The following is a 19,722-nucleotide window of genomic DNA, read 5'->3' on the forward strand; positions in this document are numbered from 1 at the left end:
AGTCATAGCTTAATTAATTATGACGGATCGTACCAAAATTACAATAGTCATGTGGTACAATGGTTTTCATGGAGGGATGAAGAAATGAGATTGAACGGGAAACAAGTTATATGTCTCGTAGACGAGGAATTCGAAGATTTGGAGCTTTGGTACCCGATCTACCGGGCGCGCGAGGAAGGCGCCGTCGTCCGGCTGGCTGGTCCGGAGAAAGGCAAGACGTACCACGGTAAATACGGAGTGCCGGCCGCAGCCGACATGTCGTTCGATGAAATGGACGCCGCCACGTGCGACGGCTTGCTCGTGCCGGGCGGCTGGGCGCCGGACAAGCTTCGCCGGTACCCAAAAGTGCTGGAGCTCGTACGCGATATGGATGCGGCGGGCAAGCCGATTGGCCAAATATGCCATGCGGGCTGGGTGCTCATATCCGCCAAAATTTTGCAGGGGCGCAAAGTAACGTCGACCCCGGGTATTCGCGACGACATGGAGAACGCGGGAGCTGTTTGGTTCGACGAGGCGGTCGTTGTCGACGGAAACCTCGTTTCCTCCCGCCGCCCGCCGGATCTTCCGCCTTACGCGAAAGCGTTCTGCGACGCGATGGCGTCCCGCTAATCGGTAAGCCGTAACAAAACAAAAGACCCCCGATACAGGACCTAAATTACGATCCTGTTCGGGGGTCTCCCTATTGGTGCCGGGGACGACTACCCTTGTGCCGACTCCTCGGTCAGCTTCATTTCGGCCTGCACGATTTGACCCAATATGATATCCTCGATCTCCGGGACGAAAGGTCCTCTCAAATTAAAGAAAAAATTGCAGCTCGCCTCGTATCCGCCTTCCCCGATCATTTTGCGGGTCGGTACATAGCAGTATACCCCGTTCGTGTAGCCCAGCGTCATCGTCGTCAGCGAGCCGAACCATTTCTTGATCAGCAGCGAGTATTCGGTCGAAACTTCGCCTTCCATCGCCACGAGACGGGTTTGCCCGTCCAGATGCCAGATGCTTATATAATGCGGCAGCCGGTCCTTCACCGTCCCGTCACGGATCGCCCGGCTCGTCCGGATCGCCGCGCTGCGATAGAAGAAATGGGTGGACGGATCGGCGGCCATATCGTCGTAGAAGGCGCTGTCCGTCTGTTCCGTATACAGAAGCGGATCGACAAGTATGGTCTTGAACGGACCGTCTACCGGGCGGAACTCCCCGCTCTCCATGACCTTTAGGACATCCGCGGCCAGCTCGGCGCCGGCCTCCTCCGTTTCCGCGGCGGACAAGCTGCGGAACTTGTCGCCGTCGGCGGTTTTGAGCGGCTTCAGCTCCCCCGCGCACCCTTGCAGGAATAGCGCGGCTGCGCCCGGATACGTATTCTCCAGTACGCGGGACGTCGCTCCGGCGAAATCGTTCGACAGCAGCATATTGTCCGAACCCATCGATGTCGTGTGGCAGCCGTAATTGTACAGGATGCCTTTGACCGCTCCGGATCGGTCCGTCAGCTTCAGAACGAACAAGTCTTTGTCGATGTCGCCTTCGTAATAAGGGCGCCACGCCACACCGGCTCCGTCCGGCCTGCGCCGGCTGACGGCAAAGTCGGACCTTCCCCGCCCGATCGACAGATCCCCTTCCGCAAGATTGCTGCGGCAGTAGTCCGTCATGCGTACGATCGTGTCCCGCAGCCGGCAATACAACGCTTCGTCCGCACTGTAATCGAGCTCCTCTTCGTTGTCCTTCCAACCGTCCTGGGCGATGCTGTAGCCTCCACGACGGGTTGCGGCGTCGAGGCCGGTCAAAAATACGGAGTGGTGCGTGTGGGAGAAATTAATCATAACTTCGTCATGTGCAAGGCCAAACGCTTCCCGCAGCGCCTCCTTGATGCCGACAACGAAGCTGCGGTCCGAACCCAAAGCGTCGATCGTCAAAATAAGCAGTGTTTTGTTCGCGGACAGCATGACGGCTTTCACGTACAGCGAGTCATGCACGCCGGCGCTTTTCTGCTGCCTGGCTCCGTAGCCATGCATAAAGATAGGGTCGTCTGGAGTCATATCCTCGCTCGCGCAGCAAAATTTCATGTCCATCAGTCTCCTCATCCGCCTTGACGGGCGTTATCAGAACCATCATAGCATGAAAAACCGGCACAGTTAAGTACGTGTATCGAACCTGTTCGAAATCGTGCCGGGGAATGCATCCCCGCGGTCGTTCGCTTATTCCGCCTCATTCGCATTGTCTTTGGACTGGGTATGGAGCAGCGTCTTCATCTCCGCACTCGTGCGGCAAGTAAGCAGACGTTCCAGCAGACGCTTGCTTTCCTCCTCCGTGCTGTCGATCAGCCTGCTCTTCACATTCAACAGCGATTGTCCGGCCATGCTCAGCTCGTGCACCCCGAGTCCGAGCCAGATCGGCAGCGCATCCGCGTCCCCGGCCAATTCCCCGCAGACACTGACCGATATTCCGTGCCGGCGGGCCGCTTCAACCGTAAGCTTCAGCATCCGCAGCACGGCCGGGTGGTACGGCTCGTATAGATGGGATATTCGCTCATTCATCCGGTCGACCGCCAGCACATACTGGACCAAATCGTTCGTGCCGATGCTGAAAAACTGTACTTCCTGCGCAAGCATATCCGCGATCGCCACCGCAGCCGGAACTTCGATCATAATGCCGACCGGAAGAAGCTCGTTGAAGGGCACGTTCGCCGAGCGAAGCTCCTGCTTCGCGAGCTCCAGCACTTCCCGCGCCCTGCGCACTTCCTCGATGGAAGAAATCATCGGCAGCAGCAGTTTGATATTGCCATAGTGGCTTGCTCTCAAAATGGCTTTCAACTGTGTTTTGAACATATCGCGTCTGTCGATCGAAATTCTTATGCCCCGGTAGCCGAGAACCGGATTCTCTTCCTCCGGCAGCGATATGTAGTCGAGCTGCTTGTCGCCGCCGATATCGAGCGTCCGGATAATCATCGGCTTGCCTTGCAGGTTTTGCGCCGCCGACCGGTACACCTCGAACTGTTCGTCCTCCTTCGGCCACGTAGTGCCGTCCATATAGAGCATTTCCGTGCGGAAAAGGCCTACTCCCTTCGCCCCCTGCTTGAGCGCCTGCTCAAGCTCCTGGAGCGATGTGATGTTGGCCGACAAATTGACTTCCCGCCCGTCCTTCGTCACCGAAGGAATATCGACGATCGACTGCAGCCGTTCGCGGCTGCGCGCCAGCCGCTGGCGGCGCTCCCTGTACGCTTCGACGATCGGCTCTCCCGGGTTCACAAAGACGTCCCCCGATTCGCCGTCGACGACGAGCAGATCCCCGGACTGAACGCCGCCGTCAATGCCGAATACGAACGGAATCCCCATCGCTCTCGCCATGATTGCGGTATGCGACGTTTTCCCGCCCGTTGCGGTAACGATGCCGAGCAGCTGCGATGAATCGAGATGCGCAAGCTGGGAAGGCGTCAGCTCCCTCGCCACGATGACGAACGGCTGATCCTCCGGCGGCTTCGTCTCTTCGAACGGGCCAAGCAGATGCTTGAGCAGCCTCGTGCCGACATCTTTGATGTCAAGCGCCCGTTCCTTCATATATTCGTCGTCGAGCAGGTCGAACATGTTGACGAACTTGTCGACGACTTCCTTGACGGCTACCTCGGCCGCTTTATATTGACGCTGGATAATGCCCGCCACTTCGTTCATGAACACCGGATCTTCGAGAATGGCCAGATGCGCGTCGAAAATGTTCGACTCCTCGACTCCGAGCACTTCGGCGATCTCCTGCTTGATTTGCTGCAGCTCCGTTTTGGATATGCGGACCCCTTCATGCAGCCTCTCGAATTCGAAAGCCATATCGTTTACGTCGACAGCGCTCTCGGTCATATCCCATTCCCAATCGGGGAGGACGAACGCTTTCCCTATGGCGATCCCGACAGCCCCTCCGTTGCCTTTAACCATGAGACGGATCACCTCCCGGGAGCTTGGCGTCTTTCTCATCGGCCGGTTCCTTCATAATGACCGACATGACGGACGCTTGACCTTTCTTGACATGCTTGAACGGGGCGAAAGCCCATGATTTCACGACGTTCGGATTCGTAATGACCATCGGCGTGGCCAGCGACTTGGCGTGCTTCTTTAACTTCTGCAGATCGAACCGGATGAGCAGCTGGCCGACGGATACCTCGTCGCCTTCCTTCACTACGGCGGTGAACCATTTGCCGGCCAGCTGGGACGTGTCGATACCGATGTGAAGCAAAACCTCGAGTCCTTCCTCCGTCTTCAAGCCGATCGCGTGCATCGTAGGATAAATGTGCACCACCTTGCCCGATACGGGGGCGAGCAGCTCACCGCGCTCCGGGTAGAAGGCGACTCCGTTCCCTACGAGCTTCTGGGCGAAAATCGCATCGGGCACTTCCTCGATCGGAATCATGTTTCCTTGCAGCGGCGCGTGGAAGTGCACCTGTTTGATTTCTTTCTGCATCACTCTTACGATCTCTTCCCGGATCAGCTCGGAAAACGTCCCGAAAACCACCTGCACATTGCCTCCCCCGAGCCGGATGACTCCGGCCGCCCCCAAATGTTTCAATGCATTGATGTCCATCTGTTTGTCATTCCCGAGCGTCAGCCTTAGACGGGTAATGCACGCTTCGATCTGGTTGACGTTGTTTTTGCCGCCGAGCGCCTGCAGGATGAGCGGAGCCCTGTAACGGACGTCCCCGGCCCATTCCTCCAGCGACGAGCCTTCCTCGCGGCCCGGCGTAGGGAGCTGGAACCGGCGGATGGCCCAACGGAACAGCACGTAATAAATGGCGGCGAACACGAGCCCGATCGGCAGCAGAAGCAGCCCGTTCGTAGCCAAATGCTCGTTGATGACGAAATCGATCGCACCGGCCGAGAACGAGAAGCCGTGATGAATATCCATTTCGTAAGCGAGCCACATCGCGACCCCGGACAGCAGCGCGTGAACGACGAACAAATACGGCGCCACGAACAGGAAGGCGAATTCGATCGGCTCCGTCACTCCGGTAAGAAAAGACGTGAGCGCGGCCGTCAAAAAAGTCGCTTTCACCTTAGGCTTCAAATCTTCTCGAGCCTCGTGAATGATCGCGAAGGCGACGGCGGGAAGCGCGAACATCATAATCGGATATAACCCGGCCATAAATATGCCGGCTTCCGGATCTCCCGCGAAGAAGCGGGGCAGGTCCCCGTATACGACATGTCCGTCGTCCCGCATATAAGGTCCGATCTGAAACCATACGACGTTGTTCAAGATGTGATGCAGTCCGAACGGCACAAGCAGACGGTAGGCGACGCCATACACAAACGTGCCGACTTCGCCATGCATGAGAATCCATTCGCCGAACCGGTCCATGACCGACTTTACCGTGGGCCCCACCTGAATCACGATCGTTGAGAACAAAATCGAGGCAAAGCTCATGAATAGCGGCACGAACCGCGGGCCGCCGAAAAATTGTATGTACTCGGGCAGTTGAATCGATTTGAACCGGTGATACGAAAAAGCGGCCAACACGCCGATCAGAACGCCTCCTGCGACGCCCAGTTCAAAAAAAGTGCCCATATACGTTTTCGTTAACGAAAAAAAGATAAAATAACCGAGCAGAGCGGCCATTCCGGCAATACCCGCATTTTGCGTCAAGCCGAGCGCCACGCCGATCGAGAATAGAAAGGGCAAGTAAGTGAAAATCGCCGTGCCCGTATAATTCAAGATTTCGCCGAAACGTCCCATACCGATCATGTCCCACGGCATATTGCCTAGAAACAGCAGGATGGCCGCCGCCGGCAGAGCAATCGTCGGAATCATGAGCGATCGCCCGAATTGCTGTAAATTACCCGTCCAGTTCAACCATTCCCCCCCTTTCCCATTCATCGTATAGCTTCCGTGCTTTTTTGTCAAAAGCTTCAAAGACGCATGATGAATGACTAAGACCCCATCCGCTTGCGGATAGGGTCTGTGACGTCAATGAACCGTAAACGCCGGAAATTGCGATTTATAGTCCGTAAACTGCTGATGCGCTTGATTGATCTCCTGCGTATCCGCAGCTTTCATCTTGTACCAGCCCTTTTGGAACATCAAGTCGAACAGCTGGAACTGGGTTTGATGAGCGTCCTGCAAAATCGCTCCGATTTTTTGACGCAGCTGCGGATTTTGCATTTCGTTCAATCCGGTGTTGTAGCCGGATGTCAAATATTTTTCGTAAGATAAAATGTCGTTGATCCGGTCACGATCGTTGAATTCCGGCCCTTTCACCTGAGGCAGCTGACCGGATTGGGGTACTGCGATTTGGGTAGCCACGTGTTGATCCCTTCCTTTGCTCGTGAATTAGGAACTTTAACGGAATTACCGCCTTGACTGACGACCGGGGCTTTGTGAACCGGCAAGTTCCGGTTGTCAGAATGCAGGTATGTTATTCCGTTAAAGTTCCTTATGCGTGCAGCTCGGCTAAAATCGACTCATAATGCGCGATATGCTTTTGGCCGGTTTGCTCGATCATCTGGCGGATTTGCGGGTCGGTGCAAGCGTCCGCGGCATCCTTGCACTTTTTCACGGCAAGCAGTTCCCATGACAAGAAATCTTTCAAATAATGCAGCTCCTTATCGGAATGCATGTTCCGGTTGGCCGTCATATTCATGTTTTGCTGCTGCATGGGCATGATGTCGTAGCCTCCGATTTTTGTTCTATTATGAACTTTAACGGAATTACCGCCTGACTGACGGCCGTGGCAATCTCGGTCGTCAGAGAGCAGGCACATGATTCCGTTAAAGTTCCTTATGAGAGAAGAGCGGACCGATGGTCCGCCTTGGTGTATGTGCTATTTAGAAACGGTAGCCTGTGCCCGAGAAACCGGTAGAGCTAGGCTGGCTGGAATCGGAGCGCAAGTAGCTGTCGTGCCCTTGCTGGTTGCCCCGGTAATTGGCCGTATGGAACGATTGCGGCGAAGTATAAGATTGAGCCTGGGTTTGGCTTTGGTTTTGGAAGCTGCTGTATTGCGGCTGGAATTGGCTTTGAGCCATACCCGTGAACCCGTATCCGGCTTGAGAAGACGGATTCTGCGAATCCGAACGGAGGTAGCTGTCATGTCCCGGTTGGTTGCCGCGGTAGTTTGCCGTATGGAAGCTGGCGGCGCTTTGGGCAGTACCGGCCCAGCCGGATTGTGCGCTTTGGGAAGTACCGGCCCAGTTGGTTTGTTGTCCGCCGATTCCGTACGAAGAAGTGATCGAACCGGTACCGAACTGGGACGGGTTCTGCGAATCGGAACGGAGATAGCTGTCATGTCCTTGTTGGTTACCGCGATAGTTCGCCGTATGGAAGCTGTTGATAGATTGCTGGGATTGTCCGAAGGCTTGCCCTTGGTTTTGATATTGGGTTTGGTTTTGTCCATATTGCGACTGGACCATGCCTACCGGTTGATACTTTTGTTGCTGCTGTTGACCGCGGAATTGGGAAGTACCGAATGCGGAGCCGGATTGTTGGTTATACACGAGTGTGTATCCTCCTCGGAAAATAGAAAGTCTTCAGGAACGGGTCCGTATTAAACTGGCGGCATCCCATCACTGAAGCCTTTACTATTGTCCTCGTTTTTTAAGTTTTTTATGGCTGGAAGTGTTTTACTCGGGAACTTTATGGGGACAAACGTACCTGCTCTCTGACAACCGGCGCTTGCCGGTCGTCAGTCAGGGTGGTAATTCCGTTAAAGTTTCTTGTTCGGCAGCAAAATCGAATCTTCCACTTTGATGCAGCGGTCCATGACCGCTTCGATCCCTTCCGCCTGAACGATAGCGGCCGCTTCTTCGTTGAATATGCCCTGCTGCAGCCAGAAGGCGTTCGGCTTATGCTTCATCCGCAGCGTTTCTTGGGCAACCGGAACCGTATCCTCGCTTCGGCGGAACACGTTGACGATATCCACTTGCTCTTCGATATCCGCAAGCGATTTATAGCTTTTCTCGCCCAGCACGGACTCCACGTTCGGATTGACGGGGATGATTCGGTATCCTTTGGCCTGCATCGCCTGGGACACCATGTAGGACGTACGGTCCGGTTTATCGGACAGGCCGACCACCGCAATCGTTTTCGTCTGCTGCAGCAATTCCTTGATCCGGTCACGCGAAGGATTCTCGAACCCCATGTCGTTTTGGCCTCCCTGCTAAGATTTAGTATAGGACAACGCTTGCTTGCCCATTGCGTCCCAAGTAGCCAGAAACTGATCTTTGTTCAGCTTGTGGGCTTTTTTGCCGCTTAACGGATCGTTTACGTACACGTGCTGCTCATCATAACCGACCAGCAGGGCGGCATGCTCCATAAACGTCGTCTGAATCGGTCCGATCGGCGTATCCCACGAAACCCAATTTTTCGGGACGTTGAAGTCGATCGTCGTCCATACGATAACCGGCAACCCTTCGGCGATTTGGCGCTCGATCGTATCAAATTCCGAACCGGTCAAGTCGACGGCTGTCGGCACGTTCGCCTGCAAGGTCGGGAACAACCCGGTGTGATAAATGCCGAAGCCGCGCGTCTTGCCCGTCACATCGCCGACATAGCCGGTGTTCGGGTTGCCCCAATACACGATCGAGCCCTTCTCCCAACGAATCGGAGTCGGGTCTTTGACCATTTCCTTGACAAGCTCCATCTTGCCCTTATTCACGCCGTAATAATTGAGAAGCATCGTGAGGCTGACGATTTCGCAGCCCGGAGGTAGCTCGGGCAGCTGCCTGACTACAGGCGCGTCAATCATTGCCGATGCCGGTTTGGGCGGGAGGGGCTTCGGCGCTTCCGGAGCTTTGCCGTTCGATCCTTCAGCCCCTTGCGCTAGCACGGCCGCGGTAGCGGGCTCGAGGAAAATGTCCTTGCCGGTAACCCTCGCATACAGCAGCACGCTGAACACGCCGCTTGAGAAGAGCAGCCCCACGATGAGAAACATGGTGAATACGTATTTCGTCAAAATCAATGCGATCTTCATTATACAACCAACTCATTCGCTTCGTTGTAGTTGGAGCTGCACCGCGACTCAGTCGATCAGCTCGACCTGTGCGCCGATCGATTTCAGATGATCGAAGTATTGCGGATAAGATTTCGCCACGTGATGAGCATCCTTGATCGTGAGTCCGCGCTTCGAGCGAAGCCCTACGACGGTAAGCGCCATGATGACGCGATGATCGAAATGGGCATCGATCTCGACGCCGCCTTCGACGCCTTCCGGCTTGCCGTGCACGATAATTTCGCTCTGTCTTTCTTCCACGTCCGCTCCGGCCTTGCGCAGCTCGTTCAAATAATCGGTAATCCGGTCGCACTCTTTGTAACGCAAATTTTCCACATTGTAAAACCGCGACGTCCCTTCGGCGAATACGGCCGCCGCCACCATCGCAAGCACCGCGTCGGTGAAATGGTCGCCGTCGAATTCGACCGCCTTCAGCTTGCCGTTTCCTTGCACGTGCACGATGCCGTTCTCGTGCGTCAGCGGGACGTTCATCGCTCGCAGCACGTCGATGACGGCGCGTTCGCCTTGCTTGCTTGCCTCCTCGAGCCGCAGCACCCGTACGTCGGACTGCGTGACCGCCGCGGCTGCGAGTACGGCTGCCGATCCGGGATAATCGCCTTGTACGATATATTCCTTCGCTTCATAGCGTTGCCGGCCGGGCACGCGATAATGCATCAGGTCCGGACTCGCTTCGATGCGGATTCCGGCTTGCGCGATCACTTCCAGCGTTTGACCGACTACAACCTTCGACTTGAGATCGTGAAGCACTTCGATTTCGCTGTCTTCGTCGAGCAGTGGAGTCATGAACAGAAGCGAGCTTAAATATTGAGAGCTGACGTTGCCCGATACTTGGATCCGTCCGCCTTTCGGATGGCCTCCCCGGATTGTGATGGGCAGCCTGCCGTTATTGTGCTCGACACCGACGTTCATTTGCCCGAGAGCCGTGATCAAATCGTTGTGCGGCCGCTTCCCGAGCGAATCGGGATACGTATTGACGAACGTAAGCTCCGGGCAGAACGCCGCTATGGACATGAGAAATCGCAGCACAGCGCCGGCATTGCCGACGTTAAGCTCGCTTATCGGCAGCGGATGCCGGCCGAAGCCCCGGATCGTCATCGTATCGCCTTCTTCATGCAATTCCGCGCCCAGGTCGCGGATGCAGCGCCGCATCGCGTCGCTGTCTTCGCTGTGGGCCGGGAAGCGGATCGTGCTCGTGCCGTCCGCAAGGGCGCCTACGAGCATATAGCGCGTCGTATAATTTTTGGAGGAAAGAGCGTTAATTTCCCCTTTCAGAGCCGGCGTTTGTTTCACAATCGCTTTCATCGTTCTCCATCTCTCCTTCTGCTATGTAAGGCATGACTGCACCTGACGGGTCACAAGGCCCGGCCGATGCAGTACCCGATATACGATAATCCGATACCGAACAAATAGGTTGCTCCGACGTATCCGATCAATGCGCGGTAACGCGATTGACGAGCCAGCGTCACGCTTTCCTGCTTCAATGTCGAAAACGTGGTGAAAGCTCCCATGAAACCTGTACCCGCTAGCAGCAGGACGGCCGTACCCGGGTTCGCGCCGATCAGCAAACCGAGTAAAAACGAGCCGGTCAGATTTATTGTCAGTGTACCATACGGAACAGCGCTTTGGAATCGCTCCGCGATCTTTTTGGACAAGGAGTAGCGGAGAATCGCCCCGGCGAAGCCTCCGGCCGCCACAAGCGCCACATTCAACCACATCAGACGACGCCTCCTCCGCTTGTCTTTCTCCCGGCCAATCGACCGCCGATCCATGCGAGCGCAAGACCGCCCCACAGACTGGCCAGCACATAGGCCAGAGCCTTACCGCCTTCCCCGGCCTGCAGCAAATGAATCGTCTCGGCGCTGAAGGCAGAGAAAGTCGTGTACGATCCGACGAAGCCGCTCGCGACCGCCGCCCGCCCGTTGTCGGACAAGCTCAGGCGAGCCGCGCCGCCGCCGGAAAGCCAGCCCAGGGCAAAACTGCCGGAATAATTGCATAATAACGTCGCGGCTGGGAACAAGGCCGCCGATAAGACAGGATCGACCGCCAGGCCGACCGCGTAACGGCATAATGCCCCCAATACGCCGGCAATACCTACATACATATAGATCAAGAAGCATCTCCCCCGTTCCGGCGCCCGACTGGCGGGCCGCATTGACTTCCCGTTTTCGTTCACCTATGATAGACGTGATTATTTCCAGATCCGCTGCAGCGGATCGTCAGGAGGTCCATTCATGAGCGAGATCAGCACGATCGAACCGGCCGAAGTGAAGCGGCGGCTCGACAACGGCGAACGCCTGAACGTCATCGACGTCCGCGAGGACGAGGAAGTCGCCGCGGGTATGATACCCGGGGCAAAGCATATTCCGCTCGGACAGCTGCCCGAACGGCATGAAGAAATCGAGCGCTCCGCCGAAATCGTGCTTGTATGCCGCAGCGGCAACCGGAGCGGACGCGCCTGCGATTACTTGAATTCTCTTGGAATCGCCGGCTTGAAAAACATGACAGGCGGCATGCTCGCCTGGGAGAAGCTGTAAGGCCGCGCGCCTTACAGCTTTTTTACTTTACTCTACCGAAAGCCTTTCAATGATCGCTTCCACAATTTGCTCCACCGTCTTGTCCGACGTATCGATACGGACGGGCGCGAAATCGTAAGCATGCTTGCGCTTCTCCAGCAGCTCGGGAACAGACTTCTCGGCATTGCCTCGCAGCAAAGGCCGGTTCGGATCGTCCTTCACCCGATTGATGATTGTTCCGACATCCGCCGTCAAGGCGACGACCAGTCCGTTGTCGAGCATGATTGTCCGGTTTACCTCCGCCAGTACGGCTCCTCCGCCGGTAGCTACGATTTGACCGGTCCGTCCCTCCAGCTCCCGCTTCAGCGTATCCGTCTCGACCTTGCGGAAGTACGGCTCGCCCTTCTCGGAGAAAACTTGCGGAATCGTCGTTCCTTCCTCCGCTTCGATTACCGCGTCCAAATCGATTTTACTCCAGCCGAGCCGTTCCGCCAGGACGGACGCTACGGTCGATTTTCCGGTCCCCATAAATCCGACCAATACGACGTTACGTTTAAGCACGCCATGTTCGCCCCTTCCCGACTTCCGTGTGTTCATTCGAATTCTATCCTATCATACCGGACGGTCTCCTTAAAAGGGAGCGGTCCGGATGGCGCACTATGCCACAGTGATGGAACGTTTTTGTGACGATCCGGCAAATATTGTGAATAATTCCTGTGCGGAATAGTTATGATTAATAATAGACCCGCATTCCGTCCATAAAAGGAGCTGAGCCGATCCCATGCAACAGGCCGCATTCCCGAAGCCGCCCGACCGCCGACTCGAGCAAATACTGAGCCCGAATCATCCGCTGTGCAAAGAGGACGTCGTATGGGTGCTGGAATTCGTCAAAAAAAAGGTGGCCGAGCAAGATCCCCGATTGCTGGATCTGCCACAACCACGCTTGTTGAGAAACTTCCAACATTTCGCCGAAGCCGCCACGATGCTGCTCCAGCGCAGACCGAGCTGCGTCAACGAGGCGGACCGCCTCCGCACGGCGCTGGTCGAAGCGACGTACGGCCTGCTCGATCCGGCACCGCCAAGGCGAGAACGTTAGGATCCGCTTAGTCCATCCAGTGGAAATGGAACGTGCCTTCTTTATCCACTCTTTGGAACGTATGCGCGCCGAAGTAATCCCGCTGCGCTTGAAGCAGGTTGGCCGGAAGCCGCTCCGACCGGTAGCTGTCGTAATAAGCCAGCGCGGATGCGAAGCAAGGCGCCGGAATTCCCCGCGATACGGCGACGGAGACGACTTGTCTCCACGCGTCCTGGTAAGACTCCACGACTTCCTTGAAGTACGGATCGAGCAGCAGGTTTCTGAGGCCCGGCTCGCGATCGTACGCGTCCTTGATGTTCTGCAGAAAACGCGCGCGGATGATACAGCCGCCGCGGAAAATCATCGCGATGTTGCCGTAGCTCAAGTTCCAGTTGTATTCATCGGAAGCGGCGCGCATTTGCGCGAAGCCTTGCGCGTAAGAGCAAATTTTGCTGGCGTACAGCGCCTTGCGTACCGCTTCTACGAATGCGGCTTTGTCCGGGGCGGCCGGCACGTTTTGCGGACCCTTCAGCAGTTTGCTCGCTTGTACGCGCTCGTCCTTGATGGCGGACAGCATGCGCGCGAACACCGATTCCGTAATGATCGAGAGCGGCACTCCGAGGTCGAGCGCGCTTTGGCTTGTCCATTTGCCGGTGCCTTTTTGGCCGGCTTTGTCAAGAATGACGTCCACCATCGGCTTGCCCGTATCCGGATCGACCTTCTTGAAGATGTCGGCGGTAATTTCGATCAAGTAGCTGTCCAGCTCGCCCTTGTTCCATTCGGAGAAAATTTCATGAAGCTCCTCCGTGCTGAGGCCCAGCACGTCCTTCAGCAATTGATAAGCTTCACAGATAAGCTGCATGTCGCCGTACTCGATGCCGTTATGCACCATTTTGACGTAGTGTCCGGCACCGTCCGGTCCGATATACGTACAGCAAGGATCGCCGTTCACTTTGGCGGAAATGGCCGTCAAAATCGGTTCTACGAGCTTATAAGCGTCCTCTTGTCCGCCCGGCATGATCGAAGGGCCTTTGAGCGCGCCTTCTTCGCCGCCCGATACGCCCGTACCGATGAAACGGATGCCGCGTGCTTCCAGTTCCTTGTTGCGGCGCTGGGTGTCAGGGAAATACGCGTTGCCGCCGTCGATCAAAATGTCGCCTTCCTCGAGCAGAGGGAGCAGCTGGCTGATCGTATCGTCCGTCGGCTTGCCGGCCATGACCATCAGCAAAATTTTGCGCGGACGCTCGAGCGATTGGACGAATTCTTCGGCCGTGTAAGTCGGCACCAAATTTTTGCCTTTCGCTTCGTTCGCGATCAGATCGTCCGTTTTCTCGCGGGAACGGTTGAATACCGATACGGTAAAGCCGCGGCTTTCGATATTGAGCGCCAGATTTTTGCCCATGACGGCCAAGCCCACGACGCCGATTTGTTGTTTCGACATGAATTTCTACCACCCTTATCCGAGTTTATGTAAGCCACGTTTCATGCAAACACTATACTATTCTATCCCATTTGCATCAAATTGTCATAGCCCCAAATCCGCCGTCTACGCGCAGCAGCGATCCGGTAACGAATCCGGACGCCTTCTCGGAAGCCAAATAAACGGCTGCGCCCTGCAATTCGTGGGCTTCGCCGAACCGGTTCATCGGCGTATGCGTCATGATCGAAGCGATGCGCTCCGGGGACAATATTTTGCGGTTTTGCTCGGCCGGGAAGAAGCCCGGAATGATGGCGTTGACGCGAACTCGGCTCGGAGCGAACTCGCGGGCCAAATTTTTCGTCAAATTGTTGACCGCCGCTTTGGAAGCGGAATAGGTGAACACTCTCGACAAAGGCGGCTCGGACGATACCGACGAAATGTTGATAATGCTGCCGCCCTCGCCTTTCTCCACCATATATTTGCCGAACACTTGGCAGGCCAGGACGACGCCTTTCAGGTTGACGTCCATGATGGAGTCCCATTCTTCCATCGTAATATCGAAAAACGGAGTCGCGCTGTTTTTGCCCGGACAATTCATCAGGACGTCGACGCGGCCGGTCCAATCCAGCACTTCCCCGAGCACCCGGCGCAAATCGTCGGCGCTCGTCGCGTCTGCGCTGAAGCTTTTCGCTTTGCCTCCGGCTTCCTCGATTTGTTTGACGACCTGCTCGCTCTTCTCCATATTGCGGCCGACGATCGCCACATCCGCGCCGTGCCCTCCGAGAGCTACCGCCATCGAGCCCCCGAGCGTGCTGTTTCCTCCGATGATAACCGCTGTTTTGCCCGTCAAGTCAAACAGATTCATCATAGTAAGTTCCTCCTTGTGCCGTCTAAAGCGGAAACGGATGGAGCGAGTCCCGCTCCATAACCGGATGTCATGCTCCGCCGACGTGCTTTTTTTGGAACGCCGCAATGGCGTCGAACTGGTCTTTCAGTTGGTGATAGACCGAGCCGTAAATTTGGGTCAGCTCGCGGTAAACCGCATGATTAACGGCATCGGGCTCATGGCGAACGGTCGAACGCACCCAATCGTGGATCGACGAGAAATCGCGGATTTCGCCCAAAGCCAGCAAGCCGAGCTGCGCCGCCCCGAGACCCGAGCTCTCGATCGAGTCAGGTACCGTTACCGGTGTCCCGAGCGTGTCCGCCATGATCTGCCGCCAGAACGGAGAGCGGGCGAAGCCGCCCGAAGCGCGAATTTCCTTTGTCCGTCCGCCCAACTCCTCGAGCGCGAGCGCGACGGAGTGAATCCGATAGACGACGCCTTCCAGAACGGCGCGGATCATATGCTTCTTCTCGTGGAACAGCGACAGCCCGAAGAACACGCCCCTCGCGTTGGCGTTCCAATAAGGCGCCCGTTCCCCGGCGAGCAGCGGCAGGAAGAGCAGCCCGTCCGATCCCGGCGCTACCTGCTCCGCAAGCTGCGTCAAATAATCGTACGGATCCATGCCGCGTCGGCGGCCCTCTTCCGCTTCCTGCGTGGCAAGCTGGTCCCGCACCCAGCGGAACATGATGCCGCCGTTATTGATCGGGCCGCCCACAACCCAGAAATCTTCCTTGAGCGCATAGCAGAACAACCGCCCCTCCGGATCGGTCAAAGGCTCGTTCACGGTGCCGCGAACGGCTCCGCTCGTGCCGATCGTAACCGCGTACACGCCCGGCTCGAAAGCGCCGGTGCCGAGGTTGGCCAGCACGCCGTCGGAAGCGCCGACAACGAACGGAGTATCGGCAGGCAAGCCCATTTCCGAGCTGTAGGAAGCGGACAGACCTTGCATAATATGCGTAGTCGATACCGGTTCGGACAGCTGCTCCTTCGTTACTCCGGCAACTCTCAGCGCTTCGTCGTCCCAGTCCAGCTTGCGCAGATTGAACAAGCCTGTGGCGCTCGCGAGCGAATAGTCGATGACGAACCGGCCGAACAGCTTCGCGAACACGAACTCCTTGATGCCGATAAATTTAAACGTCCGGCCGACCAGCTCCGGCTCGTGACGATTGAACCAGATCAGCTTCAGGAGCGGCGACATCGGATGGATCGGAGTACCGGTATTCCGGTATATGCCCAAGCCGTTCCATTCGTTCTTGAACGGAGCCACGTAGTCGACGCTGCGGTTGTCCGCCCACGTAATACACGGGGTAAGCGGATTAAGCTCGCGGTCGACGGCGATCAGGCTGTGCATGGCCGAGCTGAACGAGACGCACAGCACTTCGGAGCCGGCTATTCCGGCTTTCGCGATTACATCCCGGATGCCGCGGACGACCGCCGAAAAGATTTCCAGCGGATCCTGCTCCGCCCGGTCCGGCGTAGGCGTGTACAGCGGGTATTCGATGGAGTTTGAAGCGAGCACGCGGCCTTCCCGATCGATCACGAGCGTCTTCGTGCTCGTCGTCCCGAGATCGGCGGCTACTACGTACTTTTTGGCGCTGAATGTATCGGTCATTTCGGCAAATACCCCTCATCGTCGAACTTCAGGTCGTATGGTTCGGACAATATTTCGATATCCGGATGGTTCCGCGCCTCTTCGAGCAAATTGACGGAAATTTCGATCTCGCCCAGGTGCAGCGTATCGCGGATGCGGACTAGCCGGCACTTCGTGTAATCGAGAATGTTGCATGTTTTGACCGCCGCTTTGATGGCGTAATAATCGTTCTCCAGCGTCGTGGCCTGCTTCGTGGGCGCGCATACGGTCGAAGTCAATCCGTTGGCGTAAGTAGCCGGCCAGTCGGTTTTGTCCGTCAACCTCTTCGTCGTAAAGTCGGCCGTACCGACGCCGTTCGCATTCCCTTTCGTTTCCGGCGTCAAATCAAGCACGACCATTTTCGATACGTCCGGTCCGCCGTGGGCATACTCTGTCGGATAACGTCCCGTAATGTTCGGGTCCATGCCGTCGCCGCTAATGTTTTTGCCGATATAGTCGATGACGAGCACGTCGATCTGATCGAACAAAATTTTCGGCAGACGGGATTTCGCCTCGATGAGCAGCTGTTCCTCGCGGCGTTCGATATCGGCTGCAGGCAGCACTTCCACGCGGCAAGTCTCGTCATAAGCGTTCTCCACGAGCGCCACTCCGAACAGAATCGGAAGCTTGTTCAGCATGATGTTGGCCATGGCCGGTACGTTCTCGGCCATATACTTGAAGCCGAGCTGGTGGCACGCCTCGGCCCCCTTCTGCTTGCCGAGCCCGATCGCGATCATCTTCATGATGCCGCTCTCGATCCGGCCGCGGAACGCGGTGTGCGGCTTCACCCGGTTAATGACGACGATCGCGTCCGCCTCGTAGGCGTATTTGTCCACATAGACGGGAAGTCCGTTCGCCATCTCGTCGATTTTCACCACTTCCATCGAGGACAAGATCGGGGCGCCCATCGCTTCCTCGGTTACGCCGAGGTGGTGCAGCACGTCGATCTGACCCGCCGCCGTAGCGCCGCCGTGACTGCCCATGCACGGTACGATAAACGGCTCGCCGCCGGCCGCCTTGATCGCTTCGATCGTCGTCCTCGTAAATTCGGCGATATGCGCCACCCCGCGGCTTCCGACGGCTACTGCGACCCGCTGTCCCGCCTTGATCGTATCGATCGCGCCCGGCTTCTTCAGCTCTTCGCGCAGCGCCCCGATGTAATCCTCCACCTTCGCGGCGTCAAACTTTTGGCGAATCCGCACCATCTGCGGAATCGGAATATCGTCAAGCAGCGTCCGTAAAATGCTCATTGGCGTAATGGCCTCCTTCAGATACATCCTTCTATGATTGCGTGGAAAAGCTCAGACTATCCGGAATCGAAGCCGCACGCGTCACGCTTGCGCTTATTGGCGGTGCGCCGGCGTTACCGGTCTATCTTCCCGACCGATTCGCGAACGACCAGCTCGGTCTCCACGAACACCGTCTCCTTCGACGGCGTTCCCCGCTCGATCTCGCTCAGCAGCTTCTCGGCCCCGATGCGGCTGATCGTTTCCACGGGTCGCTTCACCGTAGTGAGCGCCGGCGACAAAAACGCCGAGAATACGTCGTCATCGAAGCCGGCGACCGATATATCGCCGGGTACGGTCAACCCGTTCTCGGCTATCGCCTTCATCGCTCCGACCGCCATCTCGTCGCTGGAGCAAAATACGGCCGTCGGCAGCGGGTCTTTCCGGAGCAGCTCCTTCATGGCATGGTAACCGCCTTCCAGCGTATAACCGCCGACGATATGAAGCCCGGGATCGGTTTCGATGCCGTATTGCCGCAATGCCTGCAAGTAGCCTTCCTTACGGGCCTCCGACGATTTGAACGTCTGTTTCCCCTCGATAATGGCGATCCGGCTGTGGCCTTGAACAATCAAATGCTCGACGACGCGCAATACGCCCGCCCTGTCGTCCGCCAGTACATGGACCGGCGACAAATGCTCGGGGTTACGGTTCAACACGACGAGCGGGATGCTTCTCTCCGCCACGTAACGGATGAACGACTCGTCCTGGTCGCTTTGGCTCATCACGATGACGCCGTCGAACGTCTTGCGGGTTACCGCCGCGAAATTGCCGTCATAATCGTCGATCGCGTTCACGATCAGATGATACTTCGAGTTGACGGCGCCGTGTACGCCTTTGACCGTTTCGTGAAAAAAGTTGGACGATGTTCCTTTCGACAAGGTCGAAAAAAACAACCCGATATGATACGAACGTGCGAGTACCAAGCTTTTGGCGCTGTAGTTCGGCGTATAATCGAGCCTGTCGGCGATCGCCCGTATTTTCCGCTTCGTCTCTTCGTGAATAAGCGGACTGTCGTTGAGCGCCCGCGATACGGTCGTGTGAGACACGCCGGCCATCCGGGCGATATCCTTGATCGTTACGGTCATCCTACCACCTCTTGTCGCCTTGATCATAGCATACAATGCACACGTTAACAAGAACAAATAGAAGCTCCCGAAAAGCGAAAACAACCGTCCCTCAGGCCCTTTTCGGTGCCGGAGACGGTTGCTACGTCATCCCTTTATGATTGTATTGCCGGCTTTCCGCGAAAGCCCTCGGACTATTGTTCATTTCACATTTCCAGCTGCAGCATCTCGCTGCGCATATCCTTCAATCGCTCTTTGCATTGCGCCGTTTTCTCCTCGTCCCCCGCCATAATGGCATCGTGCAGCGAAGCAAGCTCGTAATCCAGCTCCAGCCGCAGCACGGCCGCCCGCTCTTCCGCACGCTTCGATTTGAACGCCTGAACCATTTCATCCAACGTTACCACCGGCTCTTTTTGGAACAGCACCTTGTGCTCGACCCCCGATATTTCTACCATCCGGATAATTTCGCCGAACATAATGTTTTCGATTACAATTTGACGTTCACGGAACCTTTTGACGATTGCGTGTCCGCGCGTATCGCCTATCATTTTCTCCATCAGCTCGGACAGCTTCTCGTCCTTGAACGAATAGTCGCCGACGATTTTGTAACGGTCGCCGATGCGTTGAAATTTCAGCTTGATCAGCTTGCGTCCGGTGCGGATCGATATGACGAACTGCTGCTCGTTCTCGTTCCAGTACAAGGAGTACCCTTCCTGTATAAGCGACTTGATAAAGTTGCGGATTTGCCGGCGGTCAAAACGCAACTCCAGGTTGCAATATTCCACTTCATAACTTTTGTTCACGGCAATCCCCTCCCTGATTGACACTGGCGCCATTTGTCGCCCCATTCTCCGTTCCAATTCCCTACTTCGTTCGA

The 19,722-nt window shown here is 56.4% G+C and carries 21 protein-coding genes; 3 read left to right on the forward strand and 18 right to left on the reverse strand.

The window, feature by feature from the left end:
- The first annotated feature begins 84 nt into the window (after positions 1–84).
- The gene (locus FE783_RS27160) at positions 85–609 is read left to right on the forward strand and encodes a type 1 glutamine amidotransferase domain-containing protein (protein ID WP_138882518.1); all 525 of its coding nucleotides are present in this window, start codon (positions 85–87) and stop codon (positions 607–609) included.
- A gap of 89 nt (positions 610–698) precedes the next feature.
- On the opposite strand, the gene FE783_RS27165 is transcribed toward FE783_RS27160, so the two are convergent.
- The 11 genes from FE783_RS27165 to crcB all read right to left on the reverse strand — a co-directional run bounded on the left by FE783_RS27165 (position 699) and on the right by crcB (position 11,072).
- A complete protein-coding gene (locus tag FE783_RS27165) occupies positions 699–2,057 on the reverse strand; it encodes a neutral/alkaline non-lysosomal ceramidase N-terminal domain-containing protein (protein ID WP_202916269.1) in 1,359 nt (452 codons plus the stop codon).
- Between the two features lie 132 nt (positions 2,058–2,189).
- Complete coding sequence (gene ptsP / locus FE783_RS27170) at positions 2,190–3,914, reverse strand: phosphoenolpyruvate--protein phosphotransferase (RefSeq protein WP_138882520.1); 1,725 nt, start codon at positions 3,912–3,914, stop codon at positions 2,190–2,192.
- The gene (locus tag FE783_RS27175) at positions 3,907–5,820 is read right to left on the reverse strand and encodes a glucose PTS transporter subunit IIA (RefSeq protein ID WP_138882582.1); all 1,914 of its coding nucleotides are present in this window, start codon (positions 5,818–5,820) and stop codon (positions 3,907–3,909) included. The genes ptsP and FE783_RS27175 overlap by 8 nt, the downstream gene beginning before the upstream one ends.
- Before the next feature lie 114 nt (positions 5,821–5,934).
- Positions 5,935–6,270 carry a spore coat protein gene (locus FE783_RS27180; RefSeq protein WP_138882521.1) on the reverse strand — a complete coding sequence of 112 codons (336 nt, stop codon included), beginning with the start codon at positions 6,268–6,270 and terminating at the stop codon, positions 5,935–5,937.
- 130 nt (positions 6,271–6,400) lie between these two features.
- On the reverse strand, positions 6,401–6,628 hold the full coding sequence (locus tag FE783_RS27185) for a hypothetical protein (protein WP_138882522.1): 228 nt from the start codon (positions 6,626–6,628) through the stop codon (positions 6,401–6,403).
- A 163-nt stretch (positions 6,629–6,791) separates the two neighbouring features.
- A complete protein-coding gene (locus FE783_RS27190; protein ID WP_138882523.1) occupies positions 6,792–7,457 on the reverse strand; it encodes a hypothetical protein in 666 nt (221 codons plus the stop codon).
- A 209-nt stretch (positions 7,458–7,666) separates the two neighbouring features.
- Positions 7,667–8,101: a CoA-binding protein gene (locus FE783_RS27195; RefSeq protein WP_138882524.1), complete on the reverse strand. Its 435-nt coding sequence runs from the start codon at positions 8,099–8,101 to the stop codon at positions 7,667–7,669.
- A gap of 18 nt (positions 8,102–8,119) precedes the next feature.
- Entirely contained in the window at positions 8,120–8,932 is an 813-nt protein-coding gene (locus FE783_RS27200; RefSeq protein WP_138882525.1) for a C39 family peptidase, read from the reverse strand.
- 48 nt (positions 8,933–8,980) lie between these two features.
- The gene (gene aroA / locus FE783_RS27205) at positions 8,981–10,273 is read right to left on the reverse strand and encodes a 3-phosphoshikimate 1-carboxyvinyltransferase (RefSeq protein WP_138882526.1); all 1,293 of its coding nucleotides are present in this window, start codon (positions 10,271–10,273) and stop codon (positions 8,981–8,983) included.
- A gap of 50 nt (positions 10,274–10,323) precedes the next feature.
- Complete coding sequence (locus FE783_RS27210) at positions 10,324–10,686, reverse strand: fluoride efflux transporter FluC (RefSeq protein ID WP_138882527.1); 363 nt, start codon at positions 10,684–10,686, stop codon at positions 10,324–10,326.
- A complete protein-coding gene (crcB, locus tag FE783_RS27215; RefSeq protein ID WP_238403278.1) occupies positions 10,686–11,072 on the reverse strand; it encodes a fluoride efflux transporter CrcB in 387 nt (128 codons plus the stop codon). The genes FE783_RS27210 and crcB overlap by 1 nt, the downstream gene beginning before the upstream one ends.
- Positions 11,073–11,202: 130 nt before the next feature.
- On the opposite strand from crcB, the gene FE783_RS27220 reads away from it, so the two are divergent.
- Positions 11,203–11,505: a rhodanese-like domain-containing protein gene (locus FE783_RS27220; RefSeq protein WP_138882529.1), complete on the forward strand. Its 303-nt coding sequence runs from the start codon at positions 11,203–11,205 to the stop codon at positions 11,503–11,505.
- A 27-nt stretch (positions 11,506–11,532) separates the two neighbouring features.
- Here FE783_RS27220 and FE783_RS27225 read toward each other — a convergent pair whose 3' ends face one another.
- Entirely contained in the window at positions 11,533–12,045 is a 513-nt protein-coding gene (locus FE783_RS27225; protein WP_138882530.1) for a shikimate kinase, read from the reverse strand.
- Positions 12,046–12,265: 220 nt separating this feature from the next.
- Here FE783_RS27225 and FE783_RS27230 point away from each other — a divergent pair, with 220 nt between their 5' ends.
- Positions 12,266–12,580 (forward strand): hypothetical protein, encoded by a 315-nt coding sequence (locus FE783_RS27230; protein ID WP_138882531.1) that lies wholly within the window; start codon positions 12,266–12,268, stop codon positions 12,578–12,580.
- A 7-nt stretch (positions 12,581–12,587) separates the two neighbouring features.
- Here FE783_RS27230 and gndA read toward each other — a convergent pair whose 3' ends face one another.
- From gndA to FE783_RS27260, 6 genes are all read right to left on the reverse strand, one after another.
- Positions 12,588–14,000, reverse strand: a complete 1,413-nt coding sequence (gene gndA, locus FE783_RS27235; protein ID WP_138882532.1) for an NADP-dependent phosphogluconate dehydrogenase — start codon at positions 13,998–14,000, stop codon at positions 12,588–12,590.
- A 76-nt stretch (positions 14,001–14,076) separates the two neighbouring features.
- Entirely contained in the window at positions 14,077–14,844 is a 768-nt protein-coding gene (locus FE783_RS27240; protein ID WP_138882583.1) for an SDR family oxidoreductase, read from the reverse strand.
- Positions 14,845–14,914: 70 nt separating this feature from the next.
- The gene (gene gntK, locus FE783_RS27245) at positions 14,915–16,477 is read right to left on the reverse strand and encodes a gluconokinase (RefSeq protein WP_138882533.1); all 1,563 of its coding nucleotides are present in this window, start codon (positions 16,475–16,477) and stop codon (positions 14,915–14,917) included.
- Positions 16,474–17,745, reverse strand: a complete 1,272-nt coding sequence (locus FE783_RS27250; protein ID WP_138882534.1) for a nickel pincer cofactor-dependent isomerase, group 22 — start codon at positions 17,743–17,745, stop codon at positions 16,474–16,476. The genes gntK and FE783_RS27250 overlap by 4 nt, the downstream gene beginning before the upstream one ends.
- A gap of 113 nt (positions 17,746–17,858) precedes the next feature.
- Positions 17,859–18,866, reverse strand: a complete 1,008-nt coding sequence (locus tag FE783_RS27255; protein WP_138882535.1) for a LacI family DNA-binding transcriptional regulator — start codon at positions 18,864–18,866, stop codon at positions 17,859–17,861.
- 185 nt (positions 18,867–19,051) lie between these two features.
- Positions 19,052–19,648, reverse strand: a complete 597-nt coding sequence (locus FE783_RS27260; RefSeq protein ID WP_138882536.1) for a hypothetical protein — start codon at positions 19,646–19,648, stop codon at positions 19,052–19,054.
- Between the last annotated feature and the right edge of the window lie 74 nt (positions 19,649–19,722).

The organism is Paenibacillus mesophilus (assembly GCF_005938385.1).
Lineage (GTDB): Bacteria > Bacillota > Bacilli > Paenibacillales > NBRC-103111 > Paenibacillus_AB > Paenibacillus_AB mesophilus.

Bases quoted from the DNA above. Each gene is read 5' to 3' on its own strand.
- FE783_RS27160 (WP_138882518.1), top strand. From the start codon at position 85: ATGAGATTGAACGGGAAACAAGTTATATGTCTCGTAGACGAGGAATTC.
- FE783_RS27165 (WP_202916269.1), bottom strand. From the start codon at position 2,057: ATGAAATTTTGCTGCGCGAGCGAGGATATGACTCCAGACGACCCTATC.
- ptsP (WP_138882520.1), bottom strand. From the start codon at position 3,914: ATGGTTAAAGGCAACGGAGGGGCTGTCGGGATCGCCATAGGGAAAGCG.
- FE783_RS27185 (WP_138882522.1), bottom strand. From the start codon at position 6,628: ATGCCCATGCAGCAGCAAAACATGAATATGACGGCCAACCGGAACATG.
- FE783_RS27195 (WP_138882524.1), bottom strand. From the start codon at position 8,101: ATGGGGTTCGAGAATCCTTCGCGTGACCGGATCAAGGAATTGCTGCAG.
- FE783_RS27200 (WP_138882525.1), bottom strand. From the start codon at position 8,932: ATGAAGATCGCATTGATTTTGACGAAATACGTATTCACCATGTTTCTC.
- aroA (WP_138882526.1), bottom strand. From the start codon at position 10,273: ATGAAAGCGATTGTGAAACAAACGCCGGCTCTGAAAGGGGAAATTAAC.
- FE783_RS27210 (WP_138882527.1), bottom strand. From the start codon at position 10,686: ATGTGGTTGAATGTGGCGCTTGTGGCGGCCGGAGGCTTCGCCGGGGCG.
- crcB (WP_238403278.1), bottom strand. From the start codon at position 11,072: ATGTATGTAGGTATTGCCGGCGTATTGGGGGCATTATGCCGTTACGCG.
- FE783_RS27220 (WP_138882529.1), top strand. From the start codon at position 11,203: ATGAGCGAGATCAGCACGATCGAACCGGCCGAAGTGAAGCGGCGGCTC.
- FE783_RS27230 (WP_138882531.1), top strand. From the start codon at position 12,266: ATGCAACAGGCCGCATTCCCGAAGCCGCCCGACCGCCGACTCGAGCAA.
- gndA (WP_138882532.1), bottom strand. From the start codon at position 14,000: ATGTCGAAACAACAAATCGGCGTCGTGGGCTTGGCCGTCATGGGCAAA.
- FE783_RS27240 (WP_138882583.1), bottom strand. From the start codon at position 14,844: ATGAATCTGTTTGACTTGACGGGCAAAACAGCGGTTATCATCGGAGGA.
- gntK (WP_138882533.1), bottom strand. From the start codon at position 16,477: ATGACCGATACATTCAGCGCCAAAAAGTACGTAGTAGCCGCCGATCTC.
- FE783_RS27250 (WP_138882534.1), bottom strand. From the start codon at position 17,745: ATGAGCATTTTACGGACGCTGCTTGACGATATTCCGATTCCGCAGATG.
- FE783_RS27255 (WP_138882535.1), bottom strand. From the start codon at position 18,866: ATGACCGTAACGATCAAGGATATCGCCCGGATGGCCGGCGTGTCTCAC.